The following is a 20,325-nucleotide window of genomic DNA, read 5'->3' on the forward strand; positions in this document are numbered from 1 at the left end:
AGGAGCTGATGATGAAAAATCCAACCTATATGAATGATGAGGATCGCTGGCAGGCCGTTCTGGCTCGCGATCCGCGCGCTGACGATCGGTTTGTCTTTGCCGTGCAGACGACGGGGATTTTCTGCCGCCCGTCATGCCGCGCCCGTCACGCGCTGCGTAAAAACGTCTGCTTTTATCCCGATGTCCAGCATGCCGTTCAGGCAGGGTTTCGCCCGTGCAAGCGCTGCATGCCGGACAAACGCGATCCGAATCAGCAAAAGCTGGCGAAAGTGGAGCACGCCTGTCGCCTTCTGGAGCAGGATCCCGCGCTGACGCTTGAAGGCCTGGCGCAGCAGGTCGCCATGAGTCCTTTCCATTTCCACCGGCTGTTTAAGTCCGTCACCGGGATGACGCCAAAAGCCTGGCAGCAGGCGGCGCGGGGGCAGCGTCTGCGCGCGGCGCTTGCGCAGGGAAATAAAATTACCGATGCCGTGCTGGCGGCAGGGTTTCCCGACAGCAGCAGCTATTACCGCAAAGCCAACGATGCGCTGGGGATGACGGCGAAGCAGTACCGCAAAGGCGAGGTAGCGGTGCGTTACGCCATCGGCGACTGTTCGCTGGGACGCTGCCTGGTTGCGGAAAGCGAGCGGGGAATTTGCGCGATACTGCTGGGCGACAACGATACCAAACTGGCAGAAGAATTTGCGACGCTGTTTCCAAACGCGGAGCATGCCCCGCAGGAAGATGCCTTTGCCCAGCGTATCAGCCAGGTCATTGCCAGTATTGATAACCACGCGGTGCCGCTGGCGCTGCCGCTGGATATACGCGGCACCGCGTTCCAGCAGCGGGTCTGGCAGGCCCTTCGTGACATCCCCTGCGGGGAAACGGCCAGCTATCAGCAGGTGGCGAAGGCGATTGGCCAGCCCAACGCGGTGCGTGCCGTCGCGGGAGCCTGTGCGGCAAACAGGCTGGCGATTGTGATCCCCTGTCACCGCGTGGTCCGCAACGACGGCGCGCTGTCGGGCTATCGCTGGGGGGCGGCGCGAAAAGCGCTATTACTGAAACGTGAGGCGAAACGCCGGGAGGGATAATGCTCGATCTTTTTGCGGATGCTGAACCGTGGCAGGAGCCGCTTGCGCCCGGGGCAGTGATCCTGCGCCGCTTTGCACTCTCCCGTGCGGCGGCATTGCTTGCCGATATTGAAGAGGTCACGGCGGTTTCACCGTTTCGCCATATGGTGACGCCGGGCGGCTACACCATGTCGGTGGCCATGGCCAACTGCGGCGAACTGGGGTGGGCGACGAACGAACGGGGGTATGTGTATGCCCCGAACGATCCTACGACCGGCCGGCCGTGGCCTCCCATGCCTGCGGTGTTTCAGGCGCTTTGTCACGAGGCTGCCGTTGCAGCAGATTACCCTGACTTCCGGCCGGATGCCTGCCTGATTAACCGCTACGCCATCGGTGCGAAGCTCTCGCTGCATCAGGACAAAGATGAGCCCGATCTGCGCGCGCCCATCGTCTCGGTATCGTTGGGTCTGCCCGCCGTCTTCCAGTTTGGCGGATTGCGCCGCAACGATCCGCTCAGGCGCATTATGCTGGAGCACGGCGACGTGGTGGTGTGGGGCAGGGAGTCACGGCTGTACTATCACGGCATTCAGCCCCTGAAGCCCGGGGTTCATCCCCTCACTGGCGAGTACCGCTATAATCTGACTTTCCGTCAGGCGGGATTGAACAAACAAAAATAAGAATTATTCTTGATGTCCGCTCAGGGCAGTTTACACTGCTGGCTGATTTTTATTGTCCGGATTGCCTGCATGCAACTACTTCTTCTTGTCTGGCGTCAGTACCGCTGGCCCTTCATTGCCGTAATGGCCTTAAGCCTTGCCAGCGCGGCGCTGGGTATTGGCCTGATTGCGTTTATAAACGTGCGGCTGATCGAAATGGTCGATACCTCACTCTCGGTTCTGCCGGAGTTTCTCGGCCTGCTGCTGCTGTTGATGGCGGTTACGCTCGGCTCTCAGCTGGCGCTGACCGCGCTTGGCCACCATTTCGTTTTCCGCCTGCGCAGCGAGTTCATCAAGCGGATCCTCGACACGCAGGTTGAGCGCGTGGAGCAGCTCGGCAGCGCCTCCCTGCTGGCGGGGCTGACCAGCGACGTGCGCGCGATTACCATCGCGTTTGTCCGCCTGCCGGAGCTGGTGCAGGGGATCATCCTGACCTTTGGCTCGGCGGCCTATCTCGCCTGGCTTTCTACCAAAATGCTGGCGGTGACCGCGGTGTGGATTGCCATCACCATCTGGGGCGGTTTCGTGCTGGTATCGCGCGTCTATAAACACATGGCGGTCCTGCGCGAAACGGAAGATAAGCTCTATAACGATTACCAGACGGTACTGGAAGGGCGCAAAGAGCTGACCCTCAACCGCGAGCGTGCCGAGCATATCTTCAATAACCTCTATGTCCCGGACGCACGCGAATACCGGCACCACATTATTCGCGCCGATACCTTCCACCTGAGCGCGGTGAACTGGTCCAACATTATGATGCTGGGCGCCATTGGCCTGGTATTCTGGATGGCGAACAGCCTGGGCTGGGCGGACACCAACGTGGCGGCGACCTACTCGCTGACCCTGCTGTTCCTGCGTACGCCGCTGCTCTCGGCCGTCGGCGCATTGCCCACCTTGCTAAGCGCGCAGGTGGCGTTTAACAAGCTTAAGAAGTTCGATCTGGCGCCATTTAAGGCTGAATTCCCGCGCCCGCAGGCCTTCCCGAACTGGCAGACCCTGGAGCTGCGCGACGTGACGTTCCGCTATCAGGACAACGCCTTCTCCGTGGGACCGGTCAACCTGACGATTCACCGCGGCGAACTGCTGTTCCTCATCGGCGGCAACGGTAGCGGAAAATCCACGCTGGCGATGTTGCTCACCGGACTTTACCAGCCGCAGTCGGGCGAGATCCTGCTGGACGGTAAGGCGCTGAGCGCGGAGAAACCCGAGGATTACCGCAAGCTTTTCTCAGCGGTATTCACCGATGTCTGGCTGTTTGACCAGCTGCTGGGGCCGGAAGGGCAGCAGGCCAATCCGGCGCTGGTTGAGAAATGGCTTGCGCAGCTGCAGATGTCGCACAAGCTGGAGCTCCAGGACGGCAAAATCCTGAACCTCAAGCTCTCTAAGGGGCAGAAAAAGCGCGTGGCGCTGCTGCTGGCGCTGGCGGAAGAGCGTGACATCATCCTGCTGGATGAATGGGCGGCGGATCAGGACCCGCACTTCCGCCGCGAGTTTTATCAGGTGCTGCTGCCGCTGATGCAGGAGATGGGCAAAACCATTTTCGCCATCAGCCACGACGATCATTACTTCATTCACGCCGACCGTCTGCTGGAGATGCGCGACGGCAGGCTGAGCGAGCTGACCGGCGACGAGCGCGATGCGGCGTCGCGTGACGCGGTGGCGCGCACGGCCTGATGCCCTCACCCTAACCCTCTCCCACAGGGAGAGGGGATAATCGTGGCCGTAATGCCGCTTTTTTCTCCATCCCGCCTCGCTGTTTATTCTTATTTACATATCCTCGCGCTATGCTTAGTCTCAACTCATTTAATGGATTTATGATTGATGTCGGTATTAAAGAAAAACAGCGCCAGGCAGCGTGACCAGGAACGTGCGCGACTCATCTGGCTTCTCACGACCGATAAAGCGGTCACGTCTACGCTATTAGGCAAACTGACCCTGGCTGAGCAATATGATGTCGGCACCTTAGCCGACGATATTGCTGAGGTAGGTGCGCTGGTTGCTCATTTACCGCCGCCGGATCTGGCGGATACCCTGGAAGCGCTTCCTTCGGAAGAGCGTCACGCCCTCTGGCGCCTGGTACAGGATCACGAGCGCGGCCAGGTTCTGCTTGAAGCCTCGGAAAACGTCTGGGATGACCTGATCGACGAGATGAGCGATCGGGATATCCTCGACGCCCTGCAAACCCTGGATATCGACGAGCAGATTTACCTTGTACAGCATCTGCCGCGTAACCTGACCGGCCGCCTGCTGGCCTCTCTGCCTGCCGATGAACGTGCGCGTGTGCGTCAGGTGATGCACTACGAGAAAAACAGCGTCGGCGCGATCATGGAGTTCGGCGTTATCACGGTACGTCCGGACGTCACGCTCGGTACCGTGCAGCGCTACCTGCGCCGCCTGGGCAAAATGCCGGACAACACCGATAAGCTGTTTGTCACCTCGCGGGATAAAACCCTGCTGGGCGAGCTGGAGCTGAAAACCATCCTGCTCAACAGCGCCCAGCAGCGGGTGAGCGAGGTGATGGAAAACGAGCCGATGGTCTTCTCCCCGGAAGACGATGCGGAAAAAGCGGCGCGTACCTTTGAACGTGATGACCTTGTGAGTGCGGCGGTCGTAGACTCCGTTGGCAAGCTGATGGGCCGTCTGACCATCGATGAAATCGTTGACGTGGTTTATGAAGAGACCGATAACGACCTGCGCGCGCTAGGCGGGATTAGCGCCGAAGATGACGTCCACGCCTCCGTCGGTAAGGCGGTGAAAACCCGCTGGGCCTGGCTGGCTATTAACCTGTGTACCGCCTTCATCGCTTCCCGTGTGATTGACGGCTTTGAACACACCATCTCGCAGCTGGTGGCGCTGGCCTCGCTGATGCCGATTGTGGCCGGAATTGGCGGCAACACCGGAAACCAGACCATCACCATGATCGTCCGCGCGCTGGCGCTGGAAAATATTCAGCCCGGTAACTTCGCCTTTCTGATCTTCAGGGAAATGGGCGTGGCGCTGATTAACGGCCTGGTATGGGGCGGCATTATGGGCGGCATCACATGGTGGCTGTATGACGATATGGCCTTAGGCGGCGTGATGATGCTGGCGATGGTGCTGAATTTGCTGGTGGCATCGATGATGGGCGTCATTATCCCGCTGACGATGACCAAACTGGGGCGCGACCCCGCGGTGGGGTCGAGCGTGATGATCACCGCCATCACCGATACCGGCGGTTTCTTTATTTTTCTTGGGCTGGCAACGATTTTTCTGCTTTAACCCGACGCTTAATGCGGGCGGGGATCAGTGCCATGACGATAATCCCGCCCAGCACGCCAACCGCCAGATTGCCGGTTGATACCGTGGCGGCTACCGTCACCAGCATCACCACCGTTTCGGCAATCGGGGCTTTTTTTATCGTGGCGGGCTGAAGGCTGTGCCAGCTGAAGGTTTTGACGGCAACAATCGCCATAATCCCCGCCAGCACCGCCATCGGGATTTTGGCCATTACTTCGCTGAGCGCCGTTACCAGAAGCAGCAGCACGATGCCCGCCGCAATGGTTGAAATGCGGCTTCGTCCTTTCCCCATCTCCACGTTAACGATGGTTTGTCCGATCATCGCGCAGCCCGCAATGCCACCGTAGAGCCCGGCCATGATATTCCCCACGCCCAGCCCGATGCTCTCGCGACGCTTGCTGGAGGGCGTAACCGTCAGTTCATCCACCAGTTTTGCCGTCAGCAGGGACTCCAGCAGACCGACGAAGGCAATACTCAACGCGCACGGCCAGATAATGTTCAGCGTCTGTAAATTAAGCGGCACCAGCAGCTCGGTAAATCCAGGCAGACCGCCAGTCATTGAGCCTTCATCACCGACAGTCGGCAGGATCTGACCGGTGGTGACGGTGAAAAGGGTTAACAGCACAATCGCAATCAGCGGGGAAGGGACGCTTTTAATATAGCGCGGCACCCACAGCACAATCAGCAGCGTCAGCACGAACAGGCCCACAATCAGCGGGCTTCGGCTCCAGAAATGCGGCACCTGAGCGAAGAAAATCAAAATGCCAAGGGCGTTAACAAATCCGGTCATCACCGACTGGGGAATAAAGCGCATCAGCCTTGCCATGCCCAGCACGCCAAACAGAATCTGGATCACGCCAGCCATCAGCACGGCGGGAAGAATGTACTGTACCCCGTGCTGATGCACCATCGGGCCAATCACCAGCGCTACGGAACCGGCCGCAGCCGTGACCATCGCCGGACGACCGCCCAGCACGGAGAGAGCAAGACACAGCACCACGGAGGCGATCAGGCTGACCTTCGGGTCAACGCCCGCCACCACGGAAAATGAGATCACTTCGGGAATCAGCGCCAGAGCGGTAATCACGCCCGCCAGCGTTTCACGCGCCAGTTGTTTAGGGGAGTGCAGCACGCTGGCTACACTGACTTCAGGGGATACGGCAGAATGAGGTAAGGACATAACAGTTCGCTGGTTAGGGCAGGCTTCCGTGCGCGCGATCACAAAGTGCAGCATAGTAGCCATAAATTCCTCCTTATACCAGTTGCGCGCCGCAATCCCCTACAAACAATCCATCATTAAATTTCACAATTACAATAATTTCGTAACCTTTAAACAATATTTAAAAGTTGTTACCGTGCCCACGCAGCTTTTTTCACCTGCAATTTCCACGCATCAAGCACTTTTACACTAAGGCATAAATTATGAAAAAAATGACTGCCATGCTCTTTTCTCTGGCTGTCGGGCTCAACGCCGTCTCAATGGCAGCGAAAGCAGACGCACCAAAAGAGCAGGAAACGGACGTCCTTTTAATTGGTGGCGGCATCATGAGCGCCACGCTGGGAACCTATCTGCAAGAACTGCAGCCGGACTGGTCCATGACCATGGTCGAGCGCCTCGATGGCGTGGCGCAGGAGAGTTCGAACGGCTGGAATAACGCTGGTACGGGCCATTCGGCACTCATGGAACTGAACTATACGCCGCAGAAAAAGGACGGTTCCATTAGTATCGAGAAGGCGGTAGAGATCAACGAAGCGTTCCAGATCTCGCGTCAGTTCTGGTCCCACCAGGTCAACAGCGGCGTGATGCACGACCCGCACTCCTTCATCAATACCGTGCCGCACATGAGCTTTGTGTGGGGCGAGCAAAACGTGAATTTCCTGCGCGCGCGCTACGCTGCGCTGCAGCAGAGCACCCTGTTCCGCGGGATGAAATACTCCGAAGACCACGCGCAGATTAAAGAGTGGGCGCCGCTGGTCATGGAAGGCCGTGACCCGAACCAGAAAGTGGCGGCGACCCGTACCGAAATTGGCACCGACGTGAACTACGGCGAAATTACCCGTCAGCTGGTGGCGTCCCTGAAGAAGAAAGATAACTTCAATTTGCAGCTCAGCACCGAAGTGCGCGGCTTTAAGCGCAATGCGGACAACAGCTGGAGCGTGACCGTTGCCGATCTGAAAAACAACGAAGCCGAGCACGTCATTAAGGCGAAATTTGTCTTCATCGGTGCGGGCGGCGCGGCGCTGAAGCTGCTGCAGGAGTCCGGTATTCCTGAAGCTGACGACTACGCGGGCTTCCCGGTCGGCGGCCAGTTCCTGGTGTCCGAGAACCCGGAAGTGGTGAACCGTCACCTGGCAAAAGTGTACGGTCAGGCTTCCGTCGGTGCGCCACCGATGTCCGTCCCGCATATCGATACCCGTATGCTTGACGGTAAACGCGTGGTGCTGTTCGGACCGTTCGCGACCTTCTCAACCAAGTTCCTGAAAAACGGCTCCCTCTGGGATCTGCTGAGCGCGACCACCACCTCTAACGTCAAACCGATGATGGACGTGGGCCTGGATAATTTCGACCTGGTGAAATACCTGATTAGCCAGGTGATGCTTTCTGATGAAGAACGCTTCGAGGCGCTGAAAGAGTACTATCCGCAGGCGAAGAAAGAAGACTGGCGTCTGTGGCAGGCGGGTCAGCGCGTGCAGATCATCAAGCGCGATCCGAAAGAGGGCGGCGTGCTGCGTCTGGGGACCGAAGTGGTGAGCGATAAGGATGGCACGATTGCCGCGCTGCTGGGTGCGTCACCAGGTGCATCTACCGCTGCGCCAATCATGCTGCACCTGATGGAAAAAGTGTTTAAAGACAAAGTTGCCAGCCCGGAATGGCAGGCGAAGCTGAAAACCATTATTCCATCCTACGGCACGAAGCTGAACGGTAACGTGGATGCGACGGAACAAGAGCTGGAGTACACCAGTCGCGTGCTGCAGCTACAGTACGTGAAGCCGCAGGCTGCGGATGCTGCGCCGAAGGCGGAGCTGAAGCCTCAGCCGGTAAACAAGCCGGTTGCGGATATCGCGCTGTAAGGTAAAAGCAAAACGGTAACATCTGTTACCGTTTTTAGTTTAGCAGGTCGGGTAAGGCGAAGCCGCCACCCGACTTGTTTTTAACGTATTACCGCTTGTCCGACCGTCTCTTCTGCCTTCCACACGCGATATTTTACTTCCACGTTTTCAGGCGTATATACCACGATCGGCAACTTGCTGTTGTAGCGCAGCAGGCTGTTGTCGCCCAGATAGGCCGTCACAAATTTCTTCTCTTTCTTGCCGTCCGGGCAGGCCATCATGGTAGAGACCGGAGAGGTCACTTTATCAAAAACGTAATAGTCATAACCCCAGCCTTCCAGGGTTTTGCTTTCCAGCTGGCCGCCCAGACGATGCTGATTGCAGTCCACTTCCAGCGTCTTGCCAATTAACAGTTCGACTTTGTAATTCGCTTCGTCCTGCTGAACCGGCAGTTGAATCACCTGACGCTTCATGCCTTTTTCCGCTTGCGGATAGGGTGCAACTTTTTCCAGCGGCTGCGCTTTTTGAGCGTCGCTGGCGAAAGCGCTGGTGCTGACGCACGCGGCGGCGAGAAGCGCGATGGCAAATTTAGGTGCGTTTTTCATTGTCATTCCTTTATGTCAAAACGGTCCTGAACAGACTAACATAATGAGCATGAATGATTGGTGTGATTTACTTACATTTTCATTATATGCAGCGTAATAAACTTAGAATTAACCTTTTTGGCAGGTGTTTGTACTGGTGTGGAGTGTGGCGGGCGTTCGTGTTATTTTAGTCCATCGATAATGTTATTCATCTGTGAAAGGGAAGAGAGATGGTTCGTGCAAAACTGAAAACACCTGAAGGCCGCAAGTTCCTCCTGGCGCTACTCGTCGTGTTTATGATTGCTGCCGCGTGCGTCGGGCGGGCCACCATTGTTGGCGTCATTGAACAGTACAACATTCCTCTCTCCGCCTGGACCACCAGCATGTATGTGCTGCAGTCGGCGATGATCTTCGTTTACAGCCTTGTCTTCACCGTTCTGCTGGCCATTCCGCTGGGCATTTTCTTCCTGGGCGGACGTGAAAAACACTGAGCATTCACCTGCTATAAGAAGCCAGCCTGCGGGCTGGCTTTTTTATGTGTGATGATATTTATTCGCATTTCCAGGGTATTCTGTGTCGAACAAGGTCGTTCGACATAAAGCAGGAGATGTTCAATGTTATCCCGGTTTGCAACGCTCAGCCGGATCCCGAAAGGCGTATGGGTTGTGGGTGGGGTCAGTATGCTGATGGATATCTCCTCGGAGATCATTCACAGCCTGCTGCCGCTCTTTATGGTCACGACGCTGGGAGCCAGCGTGATTTTCATTGGCTTGATTGAAGGCCTGGCTGAAGCCACCGCGCTGTTTATCAAAGTTTTTTCCGGTGCCATCAGTGACTACCTGGGTAAACGTAAAGGACTGGCGGTGCTGGGCTACGGTCTTGGCGCGCTGAGTAAGCCGCTTTTCGCTATCGCCTCTTCGTCGGGCATGATTCTGGGGGCACGCTTAATCGACCGGGTAGGGAAGGGGATCCGGGGCGCGCCGCGCGATGCGCTGGTCGCTGACGTTACGCCGCCGGAACTTCGCGGCGCGGCCTTTGGGCTGCGTCAGTCGATGGATACCATCGGCGCATTTCTCGGGCCGCTGCTGGCCGTAGGCTTAATGCTGCTGTGGAACGATGATTTCCGCACGATTTTCTGGATTGCGGTGATCCCCGGCGTCCTCGCCGTGGCACTGCTTTTTTTCGGCCTGCATGAGCCGAAAACGCCCGTCGAACATAAACGCACGAACCCCATCAAAAAAGAGAACCTCAGGCGTCTCGGGAAAGGCTGCTGGTGGGTTATTGGCCTGGGCGCCATCTTCACGCTCGCACGTTTCAGTGAAGCCTTTCTTGTCCTGCGCGCACAGCAGTCGGGGGTGCCGCTGGCGCTGATCCCGCTGGTGATGGTGGCCATGAATTTGCTCTATTTCCTTTCAGCCTATCCGTTTGGCAAGTTATCGGACGGGATGAGCCACACCCGACTACTGCAGTGGGGCCTGGTGATGCTGATTGGGGCAGATATTGTGCTGGCGCTAAGCACCCACTGGGCTGGAATGCTTCTGGGCGTTGCGCTTTGGGGAGTGCATATGGGGATGACGCAGGGGCTGCTGGCGGCAATGATCGCAAAAACAGCACCTGCGGATCTGCGCGGTACCGCCTACGGCATTTTTAGTCTGGTTAGCGGCGTGGGATTGTTAGTCGCCAGCCTGGGCGCCGGGGCCATCTGGGAAACGTTTGGCGCGGAATATACGTTTTATGCCGGAGCCGTGATTTGTCTGGTTACGCTGATGTACCTGCGCAAAACACCGGACGAGGCGAAATAAAAAACCAGCCGTAAGAGGCTGGTTTTCAATGTGTTTTTGGTCGGCACGAGAGGATTTGAACCTCCGACCCCCGACACCCCATGACGGTGCGCTACCAGGCTGCGCTACGTGCCGACGCATAGAAAGAATACTACTCGATTCCGTTTCGAATGCAAGGGAATCCGTCGCTAACTGGTTTATTATTAATCAGTTAGCGATGAAGCGCTTCTCATCCGTCAGAACCTGTAACAGCAGGCTAAGCTGTGGTTTCTGGTCCTTCAGCCGTTCACCCTGCAGATTATAGGTCTGATAGTTCCCGTTGCTATTCAGCACCAGCGTCAGCTTCGGCGTGGTCACCACCAGCGTGTTGCCGTCAGCTGCAGTCACCCAGTTATGGCGGCGCGTGGCGCTGAAGAGATCCTGCCCCTGTGAATACTCGTTTGCTGGCGTACTGACGTGCAGCAGGCGCTGCATCAGGGTCGTCATGACGTCTTTATGTTCTGTGAGCATATTGATGCGCTGCGCCGGCGTTCCCGGCCAGTGGATCACCAGCGGAACATGCAGGTTTGGACGTGACCAGCTCATGCTCTTCGTCTCGTCGCCTAACGGTACGCCATGCCCCGCGGTCACGATCACGACCGTGTTATCAAGCTTGCCTGATTCACGTAGCGCGTCAAGCACGCGGCCAATCTGTGCGTCAACATCGATGGCCGCGCGGCCGTAGCGGCGCGCAAAGCCTGCCTGGTTGCTGTCGTTAAGCGTTGTGCCGTTAAAGGCCACCCACGAGAACCAGCGGTTATCTTCCTGCGCGTAGCGCTGCAGCCAGTTTATCCACTGGTTTGCGGTCTGGGCATCAGACTGGCTCTGCGCGGCAGGCAGTGAGAAATCAGAGAGCAGCGCCTGGCGGTACAGTGAACTGTTGAAGCCGTCCGATGAGAACAGCCCTAACTGATAGCCCTGCTGATTAAGCCCGGTGATCAGCGCCGCAGGAATGCGCGCAGACAGCACGCCGTCCATGTATCCGGCAGAAATGCCATAGAACAGGCCAAAGATACCCGCATCGGTTGAGTTACCTGAACTCATATGCTGGGTAAACGACACGTTCTGACTCGCGAAATCGGCCAGCGCAGGCATCTGCTTCTCGTAACGAGAATAGTTGAGGCCATCGACGGTAATCAGCAGGACGTTTTGCCCGCGACCCATATCGCGATAGCGCAGATCGCTCAGTGGATACTGCACGCTAACCGCTTCCGGATTACCCTGTTCGACCAGACGGCGCTGGTACTCCTGGGCATCAAGCAGGCCGTGTTTCTCAAGGAAACGACGGGCCGTCATCGGATAAGAGAGCGGCAGGTTAGCGCGCTGCATGGTAATAGGGCGATAGAAGTTCGCATCCGCCCAGATATACATGAGGTGCGAACTGATAAATGAGACGAAAAAGAGCGCGGCGACGGGTTTCGCGTAATGGCGGCGTCGGGTCAGGCTGCGGAGCTTTTGCCAGCTCCAGGTGGCAAACAGCATCTCGATCAACAGGATCACCGGAACGCTGATGAACATCAGCTGCCAGTCACGGGCCGTTTCGTTCTGGTCGGGGTTGATCACCAGTTCCCAGACGATAGGGTTGAGATGCAGGTGGAACCGGGTGAACACTTCACTGTCGATAAGCAGCAGCGTCATCCCCACCGTCGCAAGGATTGCGGACAAGAACCGCATCAAACGCTGCGACATGACGATAAACGTCAGAGGAAACAGGATCAGCAGATAGGTGGCGAATACCAAAAAGCTAAAGTGACCAACAACGCTTATCCAGGAGTAGATACGCCCGGTTAGCGTTGTGGGCCAGTCTGCGACAAACAGATAACGACAGCCAATTACCGTCGCTAGCAGAATGTTGAACAGGGCAAACCAGTGTCCCCAGCTGACCATCTGGGAGACTTTTTCACGGTAGCGCTGACGATTCGTCACCATAAACTGTTGTTCGTTTCCCTTAATGGGCCTGGTCGTTGCTGACGGATGACTGTAACGCCTGGGCGAAAGATTTGGCGATCGCCTGACGCTGAGCCGGAGCAACGCTGGTGTTGATAAGGTTGGTGACCATATTTCCCAAAACCATCAGGGAGAGATCGGTCGGCGTTTTATGTTTTTCCAGTACGTTGACCAGCTCACTGAGCAGTTGTTCAACGTGTTCATCACTGTAGCGGGAATGTTGTGGCATAAATCAAAATCAGTTTGTTGATGAAAGGGCAACATATTACCGTAGCAACAGCTTTTTTTCCCCTTTTTTATCTGTTGTTGCACACATGTCCTGGTGGTGGTTGAATACCGCCCGGTCTAAAAGGAGAGTTTATCATGAGTCTGGAAATCAACCAGATTGCCTTGCACCAGCTTATCAAGCGTGATGAGCAAACCCTTGAAGTGGTGCTACGCGATTCGTTACTGGAACCCACGGCAACCGTTGTGGAAATGATGGCAGAACTGCATCGCGTCTACAGCGCTAAAAATAAAGCCTATGGTCTGTTCAGCGAAGATAGTGAGCTGGCAGATAGCCTGCGCCTGCAGCGTCAGGGCGAAGAGGATTTCCTGGCGTTTAGCCGCGCGGCAACCGGGCGTCTGCGCGACGAGCTGGCGAAATATCCGTTCGCCGACGGCGGTATTGTCCTGTTCTGCCACTATCGTTACCTGGCGGTCGAGTACCTGCTGGTTACCGTGCTGAATAACTTAAGCAGCATGCGCGTGAACGAGCAGCTGGACATCAGCTCAACGCACTATCTGGATATCAACCATGCGGATATTGTGGCGCGTATTGATTTGACCGAGTGGGAAACTAACCCGGAGTCGACCCGCTACCTCACCTTCCTGAAGGGGCGGGTGGGCCGCAAAGTGGCGGATTTCTTTATGGACTTCCTCGGTGCCAGCGAAGGCCTGAACGCCAAAGCGCAGAACAAAGGGCTGCTGCAGGCCGTTGATGACTTCACGGCGGAAGCGCAGCTCGATAAATCTGAACGCCAGACCGTGCGTCAGCAGGTTTACAGCTATTGCAACGAGCAGCTGCAGGCGGGGGAAGAGATTGAACTGGAGTCCCTGTCAAAAGAGCTGGCGGGCGTCAGCGAAGTGAGCTTCCAGGAATTCACCGCGGAGAAGGGCTATGAGCTTGAGGAGAGCTTCCCGGCGGATCGCAGCACGCTGCGTCAGTTAACCAAATTTGCCGGCAGCGGCGGTGGGTTAACCATCAACTTTGACGCCATGCTGTTGGGGGAACGCATCTTCTGGGATCCGGCCACCGATACCCTGACCATAAAAGGTACGCCGCCGAACCTGCGCGATCAGCTTCAGCGCCGCACGTCTGGCGGTAAATAGCAGCCATAAAAAAACCCCGCCGAAGCGGGGTTTTCTCGACAGGTTTGCGATTACGCGCGAACGAAGTCGATGTGAGTCAGTTTTGGCTTGAACGCGTGACGCTGAACAGCCTGAACTTTCACTTTTTCTTCTTTACCGCCAACAACGATGGTCAGAACTTCGCTGTAGAATTCAGCTTTGGTCTGCATGTTCCATACTTTGTCGTGATCCAGTTCAATAGCAACTGGAGCAGCTTCGCCACCGTAAACGATAGCCGGGAACTTGTTTGCGGTACGCAGGCGGCGGCTCGCACCCTTACCCTGCACGTTACGTACTTCTGCTTCGATAGTGAACATTGATTTCTCTCTGTATTTAAAACCCTACTACAGGCGACCCAGCAGCAGGTGAGTGTTCTGCCCCACGGATGTGAAGCGGGCGGCATTTTATACTCAAATGCCCCGCACATCAATGAAAAGTCCCGTTAACCGCGCAATTCATTTGCCCGACGGAAGCGACCTTCATAGTCAAAGACCTTCTCGCGAACCTGCCAGAACTGGCCTTTCTTGCGGGCGACCACGAAGTCGGGGTGGCGCAGCAGCGCCTGCTGATGCACGATATCCGCCACGGTTATCCAGCGCAGCGGCACGCCAGGCGTACGGGTATGCGGCCGGATAAACAGCTGCTCAAATGCCGTGCGCTGGGCAGGCGTCTGAACCCTGAACCGTTCGCTGACGTCAGCGCCATCCTCGTCGTAATAGGTTATTTTCAGCCACTCGCCTTTTTCATCCGCGCCGGGCTGCAGCGCCATGCCGGAGCAGCGCAGCACCAGCGCATCTTTCAGCTTCAGCGCCGCTTTCAGCATGTCGTCCGGGTCCACCAGTACCGTGTCGCACTCGCGGCAACGGCGGGCGGCGATGTCATTTTCGGCGTTGCACTGCGGGCAGTTTTTGAAGCGGAAGCGGAAATCGCACTGCTCGCGATGTCCCTCATCATCCTCAAACCAGCCCTGACAGCGGCGGCCAAAGTGTTCAATCAGCGTGCCGTCGGCGGTGGTTTTTCCCCAGAATGTGTTGGCAAAGCCGCAGGCCGGGCAAAACACCTGTACCGGCACGTTGTCGCTTTTGCCTTTTGGCGCGCCCACTTCCGGGGAGTACAGATCGTGCGGGTTGCCGGCGTAATCCAGTATCAGGCAGTCGGTTTTGCCCGGCGCCAGGCGCAGGCCACGGCCGACAATCTGCTGATACAGGCTGACGGATTCCGTCGGGCGCAGAATCGCAATCAGATCGACGTGCGGGGCGTCAAACCCGGTGGTTAATACGGAGACATTCACCAGGTAGCGGAACTGCTGGGCTTTGAAAGCCTCAATCAGCCTGTCGCGCTCCGGGCCGGGCGTTTCGCCAGTGATCAGCGCTGCGTCGTCAGCGGGTAGCAGTCCCGTGATTTCGCGCGCGTGTTCGACGGTGGCAGCAAAAATCATCACCCCTTTACGCGTTTGCGCGAACTCTTCAATCTGGCTGATGATATGCGGCGTGATCCGCTTCTGTTTTTTCAGTTCATGGTTAAGATCCGCCTCGCTGAACAGCCCGTTGCTCTGCGCCTGTAAGCGGCTGAAATCGTACTGCACGACCGGCATATCCAGCCGCTCGGGCGGCGTCAGGTAGCCGTGCTTAATCATGTAGCGCAGCGGAAGTTCATAGATACAGTCGCTGAACAGCGCTTTCTCGTCGCCGCGCACCATGCCGTGATAATGAAAGCGGTAGATCCAGCCTTTGCCCAGACGAAACGGGGTTGCCGTCAGGCCGAGCAAGCGTAAGTGAGGGTTCACCTCTTTAAGGTGAGTGAGGATTTGCTGATACTGGCTGTCGTCGTCATCGCTGATGCGGTGACATTCGTCGACAATCAGCAGCGAAAACTCGCTGCGGAACAGATCCAGGTTACGGGCCACCGACTGTACGCTGCCGAAAACCACTTTGCCGTGGCTCTCTTTGCGCTTCAGCCCGGCGGCGAAAATGTCGGCTTCCAGCCCCAGCGCACAATATTTGGCATGGTTTTGCGCCACCAGCTCTTTGACGTGGGCCAATACCAGCACGCGACCGCGCGCCAGGCGCGCCAGTTCGGCAATGACCAGGCTCTTGCCTGCACCGGTCGGGAGGACAATGGCCGCCGGTTCCCGGTGTTTACGGAACCAGGCGAGCGTCGCGTCAACGGCTTCCTGCTGATAGGGACGAAGTGTAAAAGTCATGGGGTCTCGGTTTCGTTAATCCGCATATAGTATGCCACGAAACTTTTTCCCTTGAGTGGCGCAACCAGACCATTATACTGAACCGTTCCTGACTGCTTCTTTTTTCGGACGCACGGTCCGACATCCAGCACCATTAAGGCTAAAAAGATTTCATGCGACTTGATAAGTTTATCGCTCAGCAACTCGGCGTAAGCCGCGCTATTGCCGGGCGCGAAATTCGCGCCAACCGCGTTACCGTGGATGGCGACATTGTGCGAGACAGCGCGTTCAAACTGCAGCCTGACCATCAGGTTGAGTACGACGGCAATCCGCTGACCCAGCAGCACGGTCCCCGCTATTTCATGCTCAATAAGCCGGAAGGCTATGTCTGCTCAACGGACGATCCGGATCACCCAACTGTGCTCTATTTCCTCGACGAACCGGTGGCGCATAAGCTGCACGCCGCGGGCCGCCTCGACATCGACACCACCGGTCTGGTGCTGATGACCGACGACGGTCAGTGGTCGCATCGCATCACTTCCCCGCGCCACCACTGCGAGAAAACCTATCTGGTCACGCTGGAGTCACCGGTTGCGGATGACACGGCAGAGCAATTCGCGAAAGGCGTTCAGCTGCATAATGAAAAGGATCTGACCAAACCCGCCGTGCTTGAGGTTATCACCCCGACGGAGGTCCGTTTGACCATCAGCGAAGGGCGCTACCATCAGGTGAAACGCATGTTTGCCGCCGTGGGTAACCACGTTGTGGGCCTGCACCGTGAACGCATCGGTGCGATTGCGCTCGATCCCGACCTGGCGCCCGGTGAATATCGTCCGCTGACGGAAGAAGAGATTGCCAGCGTCGGTCTGCCTTCGCACTAATTTCAGGAGAACCCTGTGACCACCAGGCCACACTCGTCGTTCAAAATTGTCTTCATTCTTGGCCTGCTGGCGATGCTGATGCCGCTGTCTATCGACATGTATCTGCCTGCGCTGCCGGTGATTTCCGCCCAGTTTGGCGTACCGGCAGGCAGCGCGCAGATGACGCTCAGCACCTATATTCTCGGTTTCGCGCTCGGACAGCTGCTGTATGGCCCAATGGCCGACAGCCTGGGGCGTAAGCCGGTTATTCTTGGCGGGACGCTGGTCTTTGCGGCCGCAGCGGTCGCCTGTGCGCTGGCGCAGAGTATCGATCAGCTGATTATCATGCGCTTCCTGCACGGGTTGGCCGCCGCTGCCGCGAGCGTGGTGATCAACGCCCTGATGCGTGATATCTACCCGAAAGAAGAGTTCTCCCGCATGATGTCGTTCGTCATGCTGGTGACGACGATTGCGCCGCTGGTGGCACCGATGGCCGGTGGTGCGGTGCTGGTGTGGTTTAGCTGGCACGCGATTTTCTGGATCCTGGCGCTGGCCGCGCTGCTGGCCTCGGCGATGATTTTCTTCTTTATTGATGAAACGCTGCCCGTCGAGCGCCGCCAGAAATTTCATATTCGAACCACGATAGGCAACTTTGCCTCGCTGTTTCGCCACAAGCGGGTGCTGAGCTACATGCTGGCGAGCGGGTTCAGCTTCGCCGGAATGTTCTCCTTCCTGAGTGCCGGGCCGTTTGTCTATATCGAGCTGAACCACGTTTCGCCGCAGCACTTTGGCTATTATTTTGCGCTCAATATCGTCTTCCTGTTTGTCCTGACCATCATTAACAGCCGCTTTGTCCGGCGGGTGGGCGCGCTGAACATGTTCCGCGCCGGGCTGTGGATCCAGTTTGTGATGGCGGTCTGGCTGGTGGTGAGCGCGTTTCTGGACGTGGGCTTCTGGGCGCTGGTGATCGGCGTGGCGGCCTTTGTCGGCTGCGTGTCGATGATCTCGTCCAATGCGATGGCGGTGATCCTCGACGAATTCCCGCACATGGCGGGAACCGCATCGTCACTGGCGGGAACCTTCCGCTTCGGGATTGGTGCCATCGTCGGGGCGTTACTCTCTATGGCGACCTTTACTACGGCCTGGCCTATGCTGTGGGCGATGGCTTTTTGCGCAACCAGCTCTGTGCTTTTCTGTCTTTACGCCAGCCGGCCGCGAAAAGCGGCGCACTAACGCGCAGATAAGGCCCGAAAGGGCCTTTTTTGTTGACGCATATCAACCAAACTCGCGTTCGTTTATTCCGTGTTTGTTTATTTTATGTAAAATCTATTTATGTAAAAAGTCACATCATTGTATTCAAAAAGGTTGAGTTAGATCGCAGAAACGGGTACATATAGCGCCGACGCGAGCCTCGATACCGATAAAAAAGCGCTGAATAGTGCAGGTTGGCGATGATGTGTTACTATAAATGTAAATAAATTGTGAAGTAAATTTTGCTTCCGGGGAACGAACGTGAATACATTACAACTCTCCATTGTCCATCGCTTGCCCCAGAGCTATCGCTGGTCGGCGGGTTTTGCAGGTTCGAAAGTTGAACCGATTCCGCAAAGCGTCGCGGGCTGTGAGAATTGCCTGGTGGCGCTCAAGCTGCTGAGCCCGAGCGACGAAAATGCGTGGCGGGTGATGGAGCGTCTCAGCCAGGCCCTGACGGATATCGAAGTGGACAGCTCCGTACTGGAGTGCGAAGGGGAGCCGTGCCTGTTTGTCAAAAGCCAGGACGAATTCGCCGCGACCTGCCGCCTGAAAAATTTTGGCGTTGCGATTGCTGAACCTTTCTCCGGCCAGTATCCGTTTTAAGCGCTAGTCTGCCGCGAGCAGCTGGCGCGTGTAGCTCTGCGTTGGCGCAGTAAATACGCGCTGGCAATCACCCTGTTCGACCACCTCACCCTGTCGTAGCACAATCACCTGATGGCATAGCGCCCGAACCACCTGTAGATCATGGCTGATAAAGATATAGGCCAGCCGGTGCTTTTCCTGTAGCCCTTTGAGCAGCGCCAGGATCTGCGCCTGTACGGTTCTGTCCAGAGACGAGGTCGGTTCATCCAGAATAATCAGCTCCGGTTTCAGGATCAGCGCGCGGGCGATGGCGATACGCTGGCGCTGTCCGCCGGAAAATTCCGCAGGGTAGCGGTGGCGAGTGTCGGGATCTAAGCCCACTTCCGCCATCACCCGCATGACCTCCTGTTCCCGCTGTTGCGCACTCAGGCCAGGCTGGTGAACGCGCAGGCCCTCTTCGATAATCTGCAACACGCTGAGGCGCGGATTAAGCGAGGAGTTGGGATCCTGAAATACCACCTGCATGCGGGGCCGCACGGGCAGCATCTGGCGGCGGTTCCAGCGGTGCAACGGCATATCGTCAAACAGGATCTCGCCCTGAGAGGCAATTAAGCGCAGCAGCGCCAGACCGGTAGTGCTTTTCCCCGAACCGGATTCGCCCACCAGCCCCAGGGATTCACCCGGTCGCAGCGAGAAGCGGATATTTTTCAGCACCGGGTTCTGGTCAACGATGCGCCGCAGAACGCCTTTGCGGATCGGGAACGAGACGGATAAATCATCGACGCGCAGCAGCGGTGTGCTGTCTGCCGTGAGAGGCACCGGGTCGCCGGAAGGTTCGCTGTCGAGCAGGCGCTGCGTATAGGGATGCTGCGGCGCGTTCAGCAGCGTGGACGCGGTATTCTGTTCAACGCAGCGCCCGTTTTGCATGACCGCGACGCTGTCGGCCAGCTTTTTCACGATGCTCAGGTTGTGCGTGATAAACAGCAGGCTCATGTCCAGCTCGTCACGCAGCTCCCTCAAGAGCGTCAGAATTTGCGCCTGCACCGTGACGTCCAGCGCCGTCGTCGGCTCGTCGGCAATCAACAGTTCGGGGCGCGTGAGCAGGGCCATGGCAATCATTACCCGCTGGCGTTCGCCGCCGGAGAGCTGATGCGGAAAATCATTCAGCCGTTTGGCCGCGTTGCGTATGCCTGTTCGTTCCAGACAATCCAGAATTTCGCCCCGCGCGGCCTCTTTGCGCATCCCCCGATGAAGTGACAGCACTTCATAGAGCTGTTTTTCCAGCGTATGCAGTGGGTTGAGCGACACCATCGGCTCCTGGAAGATCATGGCAATCTTATTGCCGCGAATACCGCGCAGGGTATGTTCATCAGCGTGCAGCAGCGAACTGCCGTGGAACAGAATATCCCCTTGCGGATAGCTCACGGGCGGGGAGGGCAGCAGACGCAGGATGGAGAGCGCCGAGACGCTCTTGCCCGAACCGGATTCACCCACCAGCGCCAGCGTTTCACCGCGCTGGATCTGCAGCGACAGGTCGGTGACCACGGTACGTGTCTCGCCCTGCTTCGAGAAGGCAATCGACAGGCGATCAATACTGAGAAGAGGCTGCGTCATC

18 protein-coding genes and 1 tRNA gene are annotated in these 20,325 nt (G+C 57.2%); 11 read left to right on the forward strand and 8 right to left on the reverse strand.

Annotated features, from left to right (window positions below):
- Positions 1-11 precede the first annotated feature (11 nt).
- The 4 genes from ada (at position 12) to mgtE (ending at position 5,023) form a co-directional block, all read left to right on the forward strand.
- Positions 12-1,070, forward strand: a complete 1,059-nt coding sequence (gene ada / locus IM314_RS16150) for a bifunctional DNA-binding transcriptional regulator/O6-methylguanine-DNA methyltransferase Ada (RefSeq protein WP_047363052.1) — start codon at positions 12-14, stop codon at positions 1,068-1,070.
- On the forward strand, positions 1,070-1,726 hold the full coding sequence (gene alkB, locus IM314_RS16155) for a DNA oxidative demethylase AlkB (protein ID WP_193358819.1): 657 nt from the start codon (positions 1,070-1,072) through the stop codon (positions 1,724-1,726). The genes ada and alkB overlap by 1 nt, the downstream gene beginning before the upstream one ends.
- A gap of 69 nt (positions 1,727-1,795) precedes the next feature.
- Positions 1,796-3,439 (forward strand): multidrug ABC transporter permease/ATP-binding protein, encoded by a 1,644-nt coding sequence (locus IM314_RS16160; protein WP_045629903.1) that lies wholly within the window; start codon positions 1,796-1,798, stop codon positions 3,437-3,439.
- Positions 3,440-3,586: 147 nt separating this feature from the next.
- A complete protein-coding gene (gene mgtE / locus IM314_RS16165) occupies positions 3,587-5,023 on the forward strand; it encodes a magnesium transporter (RefSeq protein WP_028013894.1) in 1,437 nt (478 codons plus the stop codon).
- On the opposite strand, the gene IM314_RS16170 is transcribed toward mgtE, so the two are convergent.
- Complete coding sequence (locus IM314_RS16170; RefSeq protein ID WP_193357288.1) at positions 4,986-6,275, reverse strand: SulP family inorganic anion transporter; 1,290 nt, start codon at positions 6,273-6,275, stop codon at positions 4,986-4,988. The genes mgtE and IM314_RS16170 overlap by 38 nt on opposite strands.
- A gap of 188 nt (positions 6,276-6,463) precedes the next feature.
- Between IM314_RS16170 and mqo the strand changes: the two genes are divergently transcribed.
- On the forward strand, positions 6,464-8,113 hold the full coding sequence (gene mqo / locus IM314_RS16175; protein ID WP_060571583.1) for a malate dehydrogenase (quinone): 1,650 nt from the start codon (positions 6,464-6,466) through the stop codon (positions 8,111-8,113).
- Between the two features lie 80 nt (positions 8,114-8,193).
- Here the strand turns inward: mqo and eco are convergent, their stop codons facing one another.
- On the reverse strand, positions 8,194-8,697 hold the full coding sequence (gene eco / locus IM314_RS16180; protein ID WP_193358818.1) for a serine protease inhibitor ecotin: 504 nt from the start codon (positions 8,695-8,697) through the stop codon (positions 8,194-8,196).
- 209 nt (positions 8,698-8,906) lie between these two features.
- On the opposite strand from eco, the gene IM314_RS16185 reads away from it, so the two are divergent.
- Both IM314_RS16185 and IM314_RS16190 read left to right on the forward strand, forming a co-directional pair.
- Complete coding sequence (locus IM314_RS16185; RefSeq protein WP_008500962.1) at positions 8,907-9,167, forward strand: DUF2534 family protein; 261 nt, start codon at positions 8,907-8,909, stop codon at positions 9,165-9,167.
- A gap of 123 nt (positions 9,168-9,290) precedes the next feature.
- Positions 9,291-10,478: an MFS transporter gene (locus IM314_RS16190; protein WP_049137286.1), complete on the forward strand. Its 1,188-nt coding sequence runs from the start codon at positions 9,291-9,293 to the stop codon at positions 10,476-10,478.
- A gap of 37 nt (positions 10,479-10,515) precedes the next feature.
- Here the strand turns inward: IM314_RS16190 and IM314_RS16195 are convergent.
- The 3 genes from IM314_RS16195 to IM314_RS16205 form a co-directional block, all read right to left on the reverse strand.
- Positions 10,516-10,592 (reverse strand) — tRNA-Pro (locus IM314_RS16195).
- A gap of 72 nt (positions 10,593-10,664) precedes the next feature.
- The gene (yejM, locus tag IM314_RS16200; RefSeq protein ID WP_193358817.1) at positions 10,665-12,425 is read right to left on the reverse strand and encodes an LPS biosynthesis-modulating metalloenzyme YejM; all 1,761 of its coding nucleotides are present in this window, start codon (positions 12,423-12,425) and stop codon (positions 10,665-10,667) included.
- 19 nt (positions 12,426-12,444) lie between these two features.
- Positions 12,445-12,672: a YejL family protein gene (locus IM314_RS16205; protein ID WP_014884596.1), complete on the reverse strand. Its 228-nt coding sequence runs from the start codon at positions 12,670-12,672 to the stop codon at positions 12,445-12,447.
- 134 nt (positions 12,673-12,806) lie between these two features.
- Here IM314_RS16205 and yejK point away from each other — a divergent pair, with 134 nt between their 5' ends.
- On the forward strand, positions 12,807-13,814 hold the full coding sequence (gene yejK / locus IM314_RS16210; protein ID WP_109845346.1) for a nucleoid-associated protein YejK: 1,008 nt from the start codon (positions 12,807-12,809) through the stop codon (positions 13,812-13,814).
- Positions 13,815-13,864: 50 nt separating this feature from the next.
- Here yejK and rplY read toward each other — a convergent pair whose 3' ends face one another.
- Positions 13,865-14,149: a 50S ribosomal protein L25 gene (rplY, locus tag IM314_RS16215; protein WP_003859376.1), complete on the reverse strand. Its 285-nt coding sequence runs from the start codon at positions 14,147-14,149 to the stop codon at positions 13,865-13,867.
- Positions 14,150-14,274: 125 nt separating this feature from the next.
- The gene (locus tag IM314_RS16220; RefSeq protein ID WP_047363059.1) at positions 14,275-16,035 is read right to left on the reverse strand and encodes a DEAD/DEAH box helicase; all 1,761 of its coding nucleotides are present in this window, start codon (positions 16,033-16,035) and stop codon (positions 14,275-14,277) included.
- A gap of 152 nt (positions 16,036-16,187) precedes the next feature.
- Between IM314_RS16220 and rsuA the strand changes: the two genes are divergently transcribed.
- From rsuA to IM314_RS16235, 3 genes are all read left to right on the forward strand, one after another.
- Positions 16,188-16,895 carry a 16S rRNA pseudouridine(516) synthase RsuA gene (gene rsuA / locus IM314_RS16225; RefSeq protein ID WP_028013885.1) on the forward strand — a complete coding sequence of 236 codons (708 nt, stop codon included), beginning with the start codon at positions 16,188-16,190 and terminating at the stop codon, positions 16,893-16,895.
- 15 nt (positions 16,896-16,910) lie between these two features.
- The gene (locus IM314_RS16230; protein ID WP_041908984.1) at positions 16,911-18,107 is read left to right on the forward strand and encodes a Bcr/CflA family multidrug efflux MFS transporter; all 1,197 of its coding nucleotides are present in this window, start codon (positions 16,911-16,913) and stop codon (positions 18,105-18,107) included.
- Between the two features lie 279 nt (positions 18,108-18,386).
- The gene (locus IM314_RS16235) at positions 18,387-18,731 is read left to right on the forward strand and encodes a YejG family protein (RefSeq protein WP_028013883.1); all 345 of its coding nucleotides are present in this window, start codon (positions 18,387-18,389) and stop codon (positions 18,729-18,731) included.
- A gap of 3 nt (positions 18,732-18,734) precedes the next feature.
- Here IM314_RS16235 and yejF read toward each other — a convergent pair whose 3' ends face one another.
- Positions 18,735-20,324 (reverse strand): microcin C ABC transporter ATP-binding protein YejF, encoded by a 1,590-nt coding sequence (gene yejF / locus IM314_RS16240; protein WP_028013882.1) that lies wholly within the window; start codon positions 20,322-20,324, stop codon positions 18,735-18,737.
- Between the last annotated feature and the right edge of the window lies 1 nt (position 20,325).

It is taken from the genome of Enterobacter cloacae complex sp. P42RS (assembly GCF_014930595.1).
Lineage (GTDB): Bacteria > Pseudomonadota > Gammaproteobacteria > Enterobacterales > Enterobacteriaceae > Enterobacter > Enterobacter bugandensis.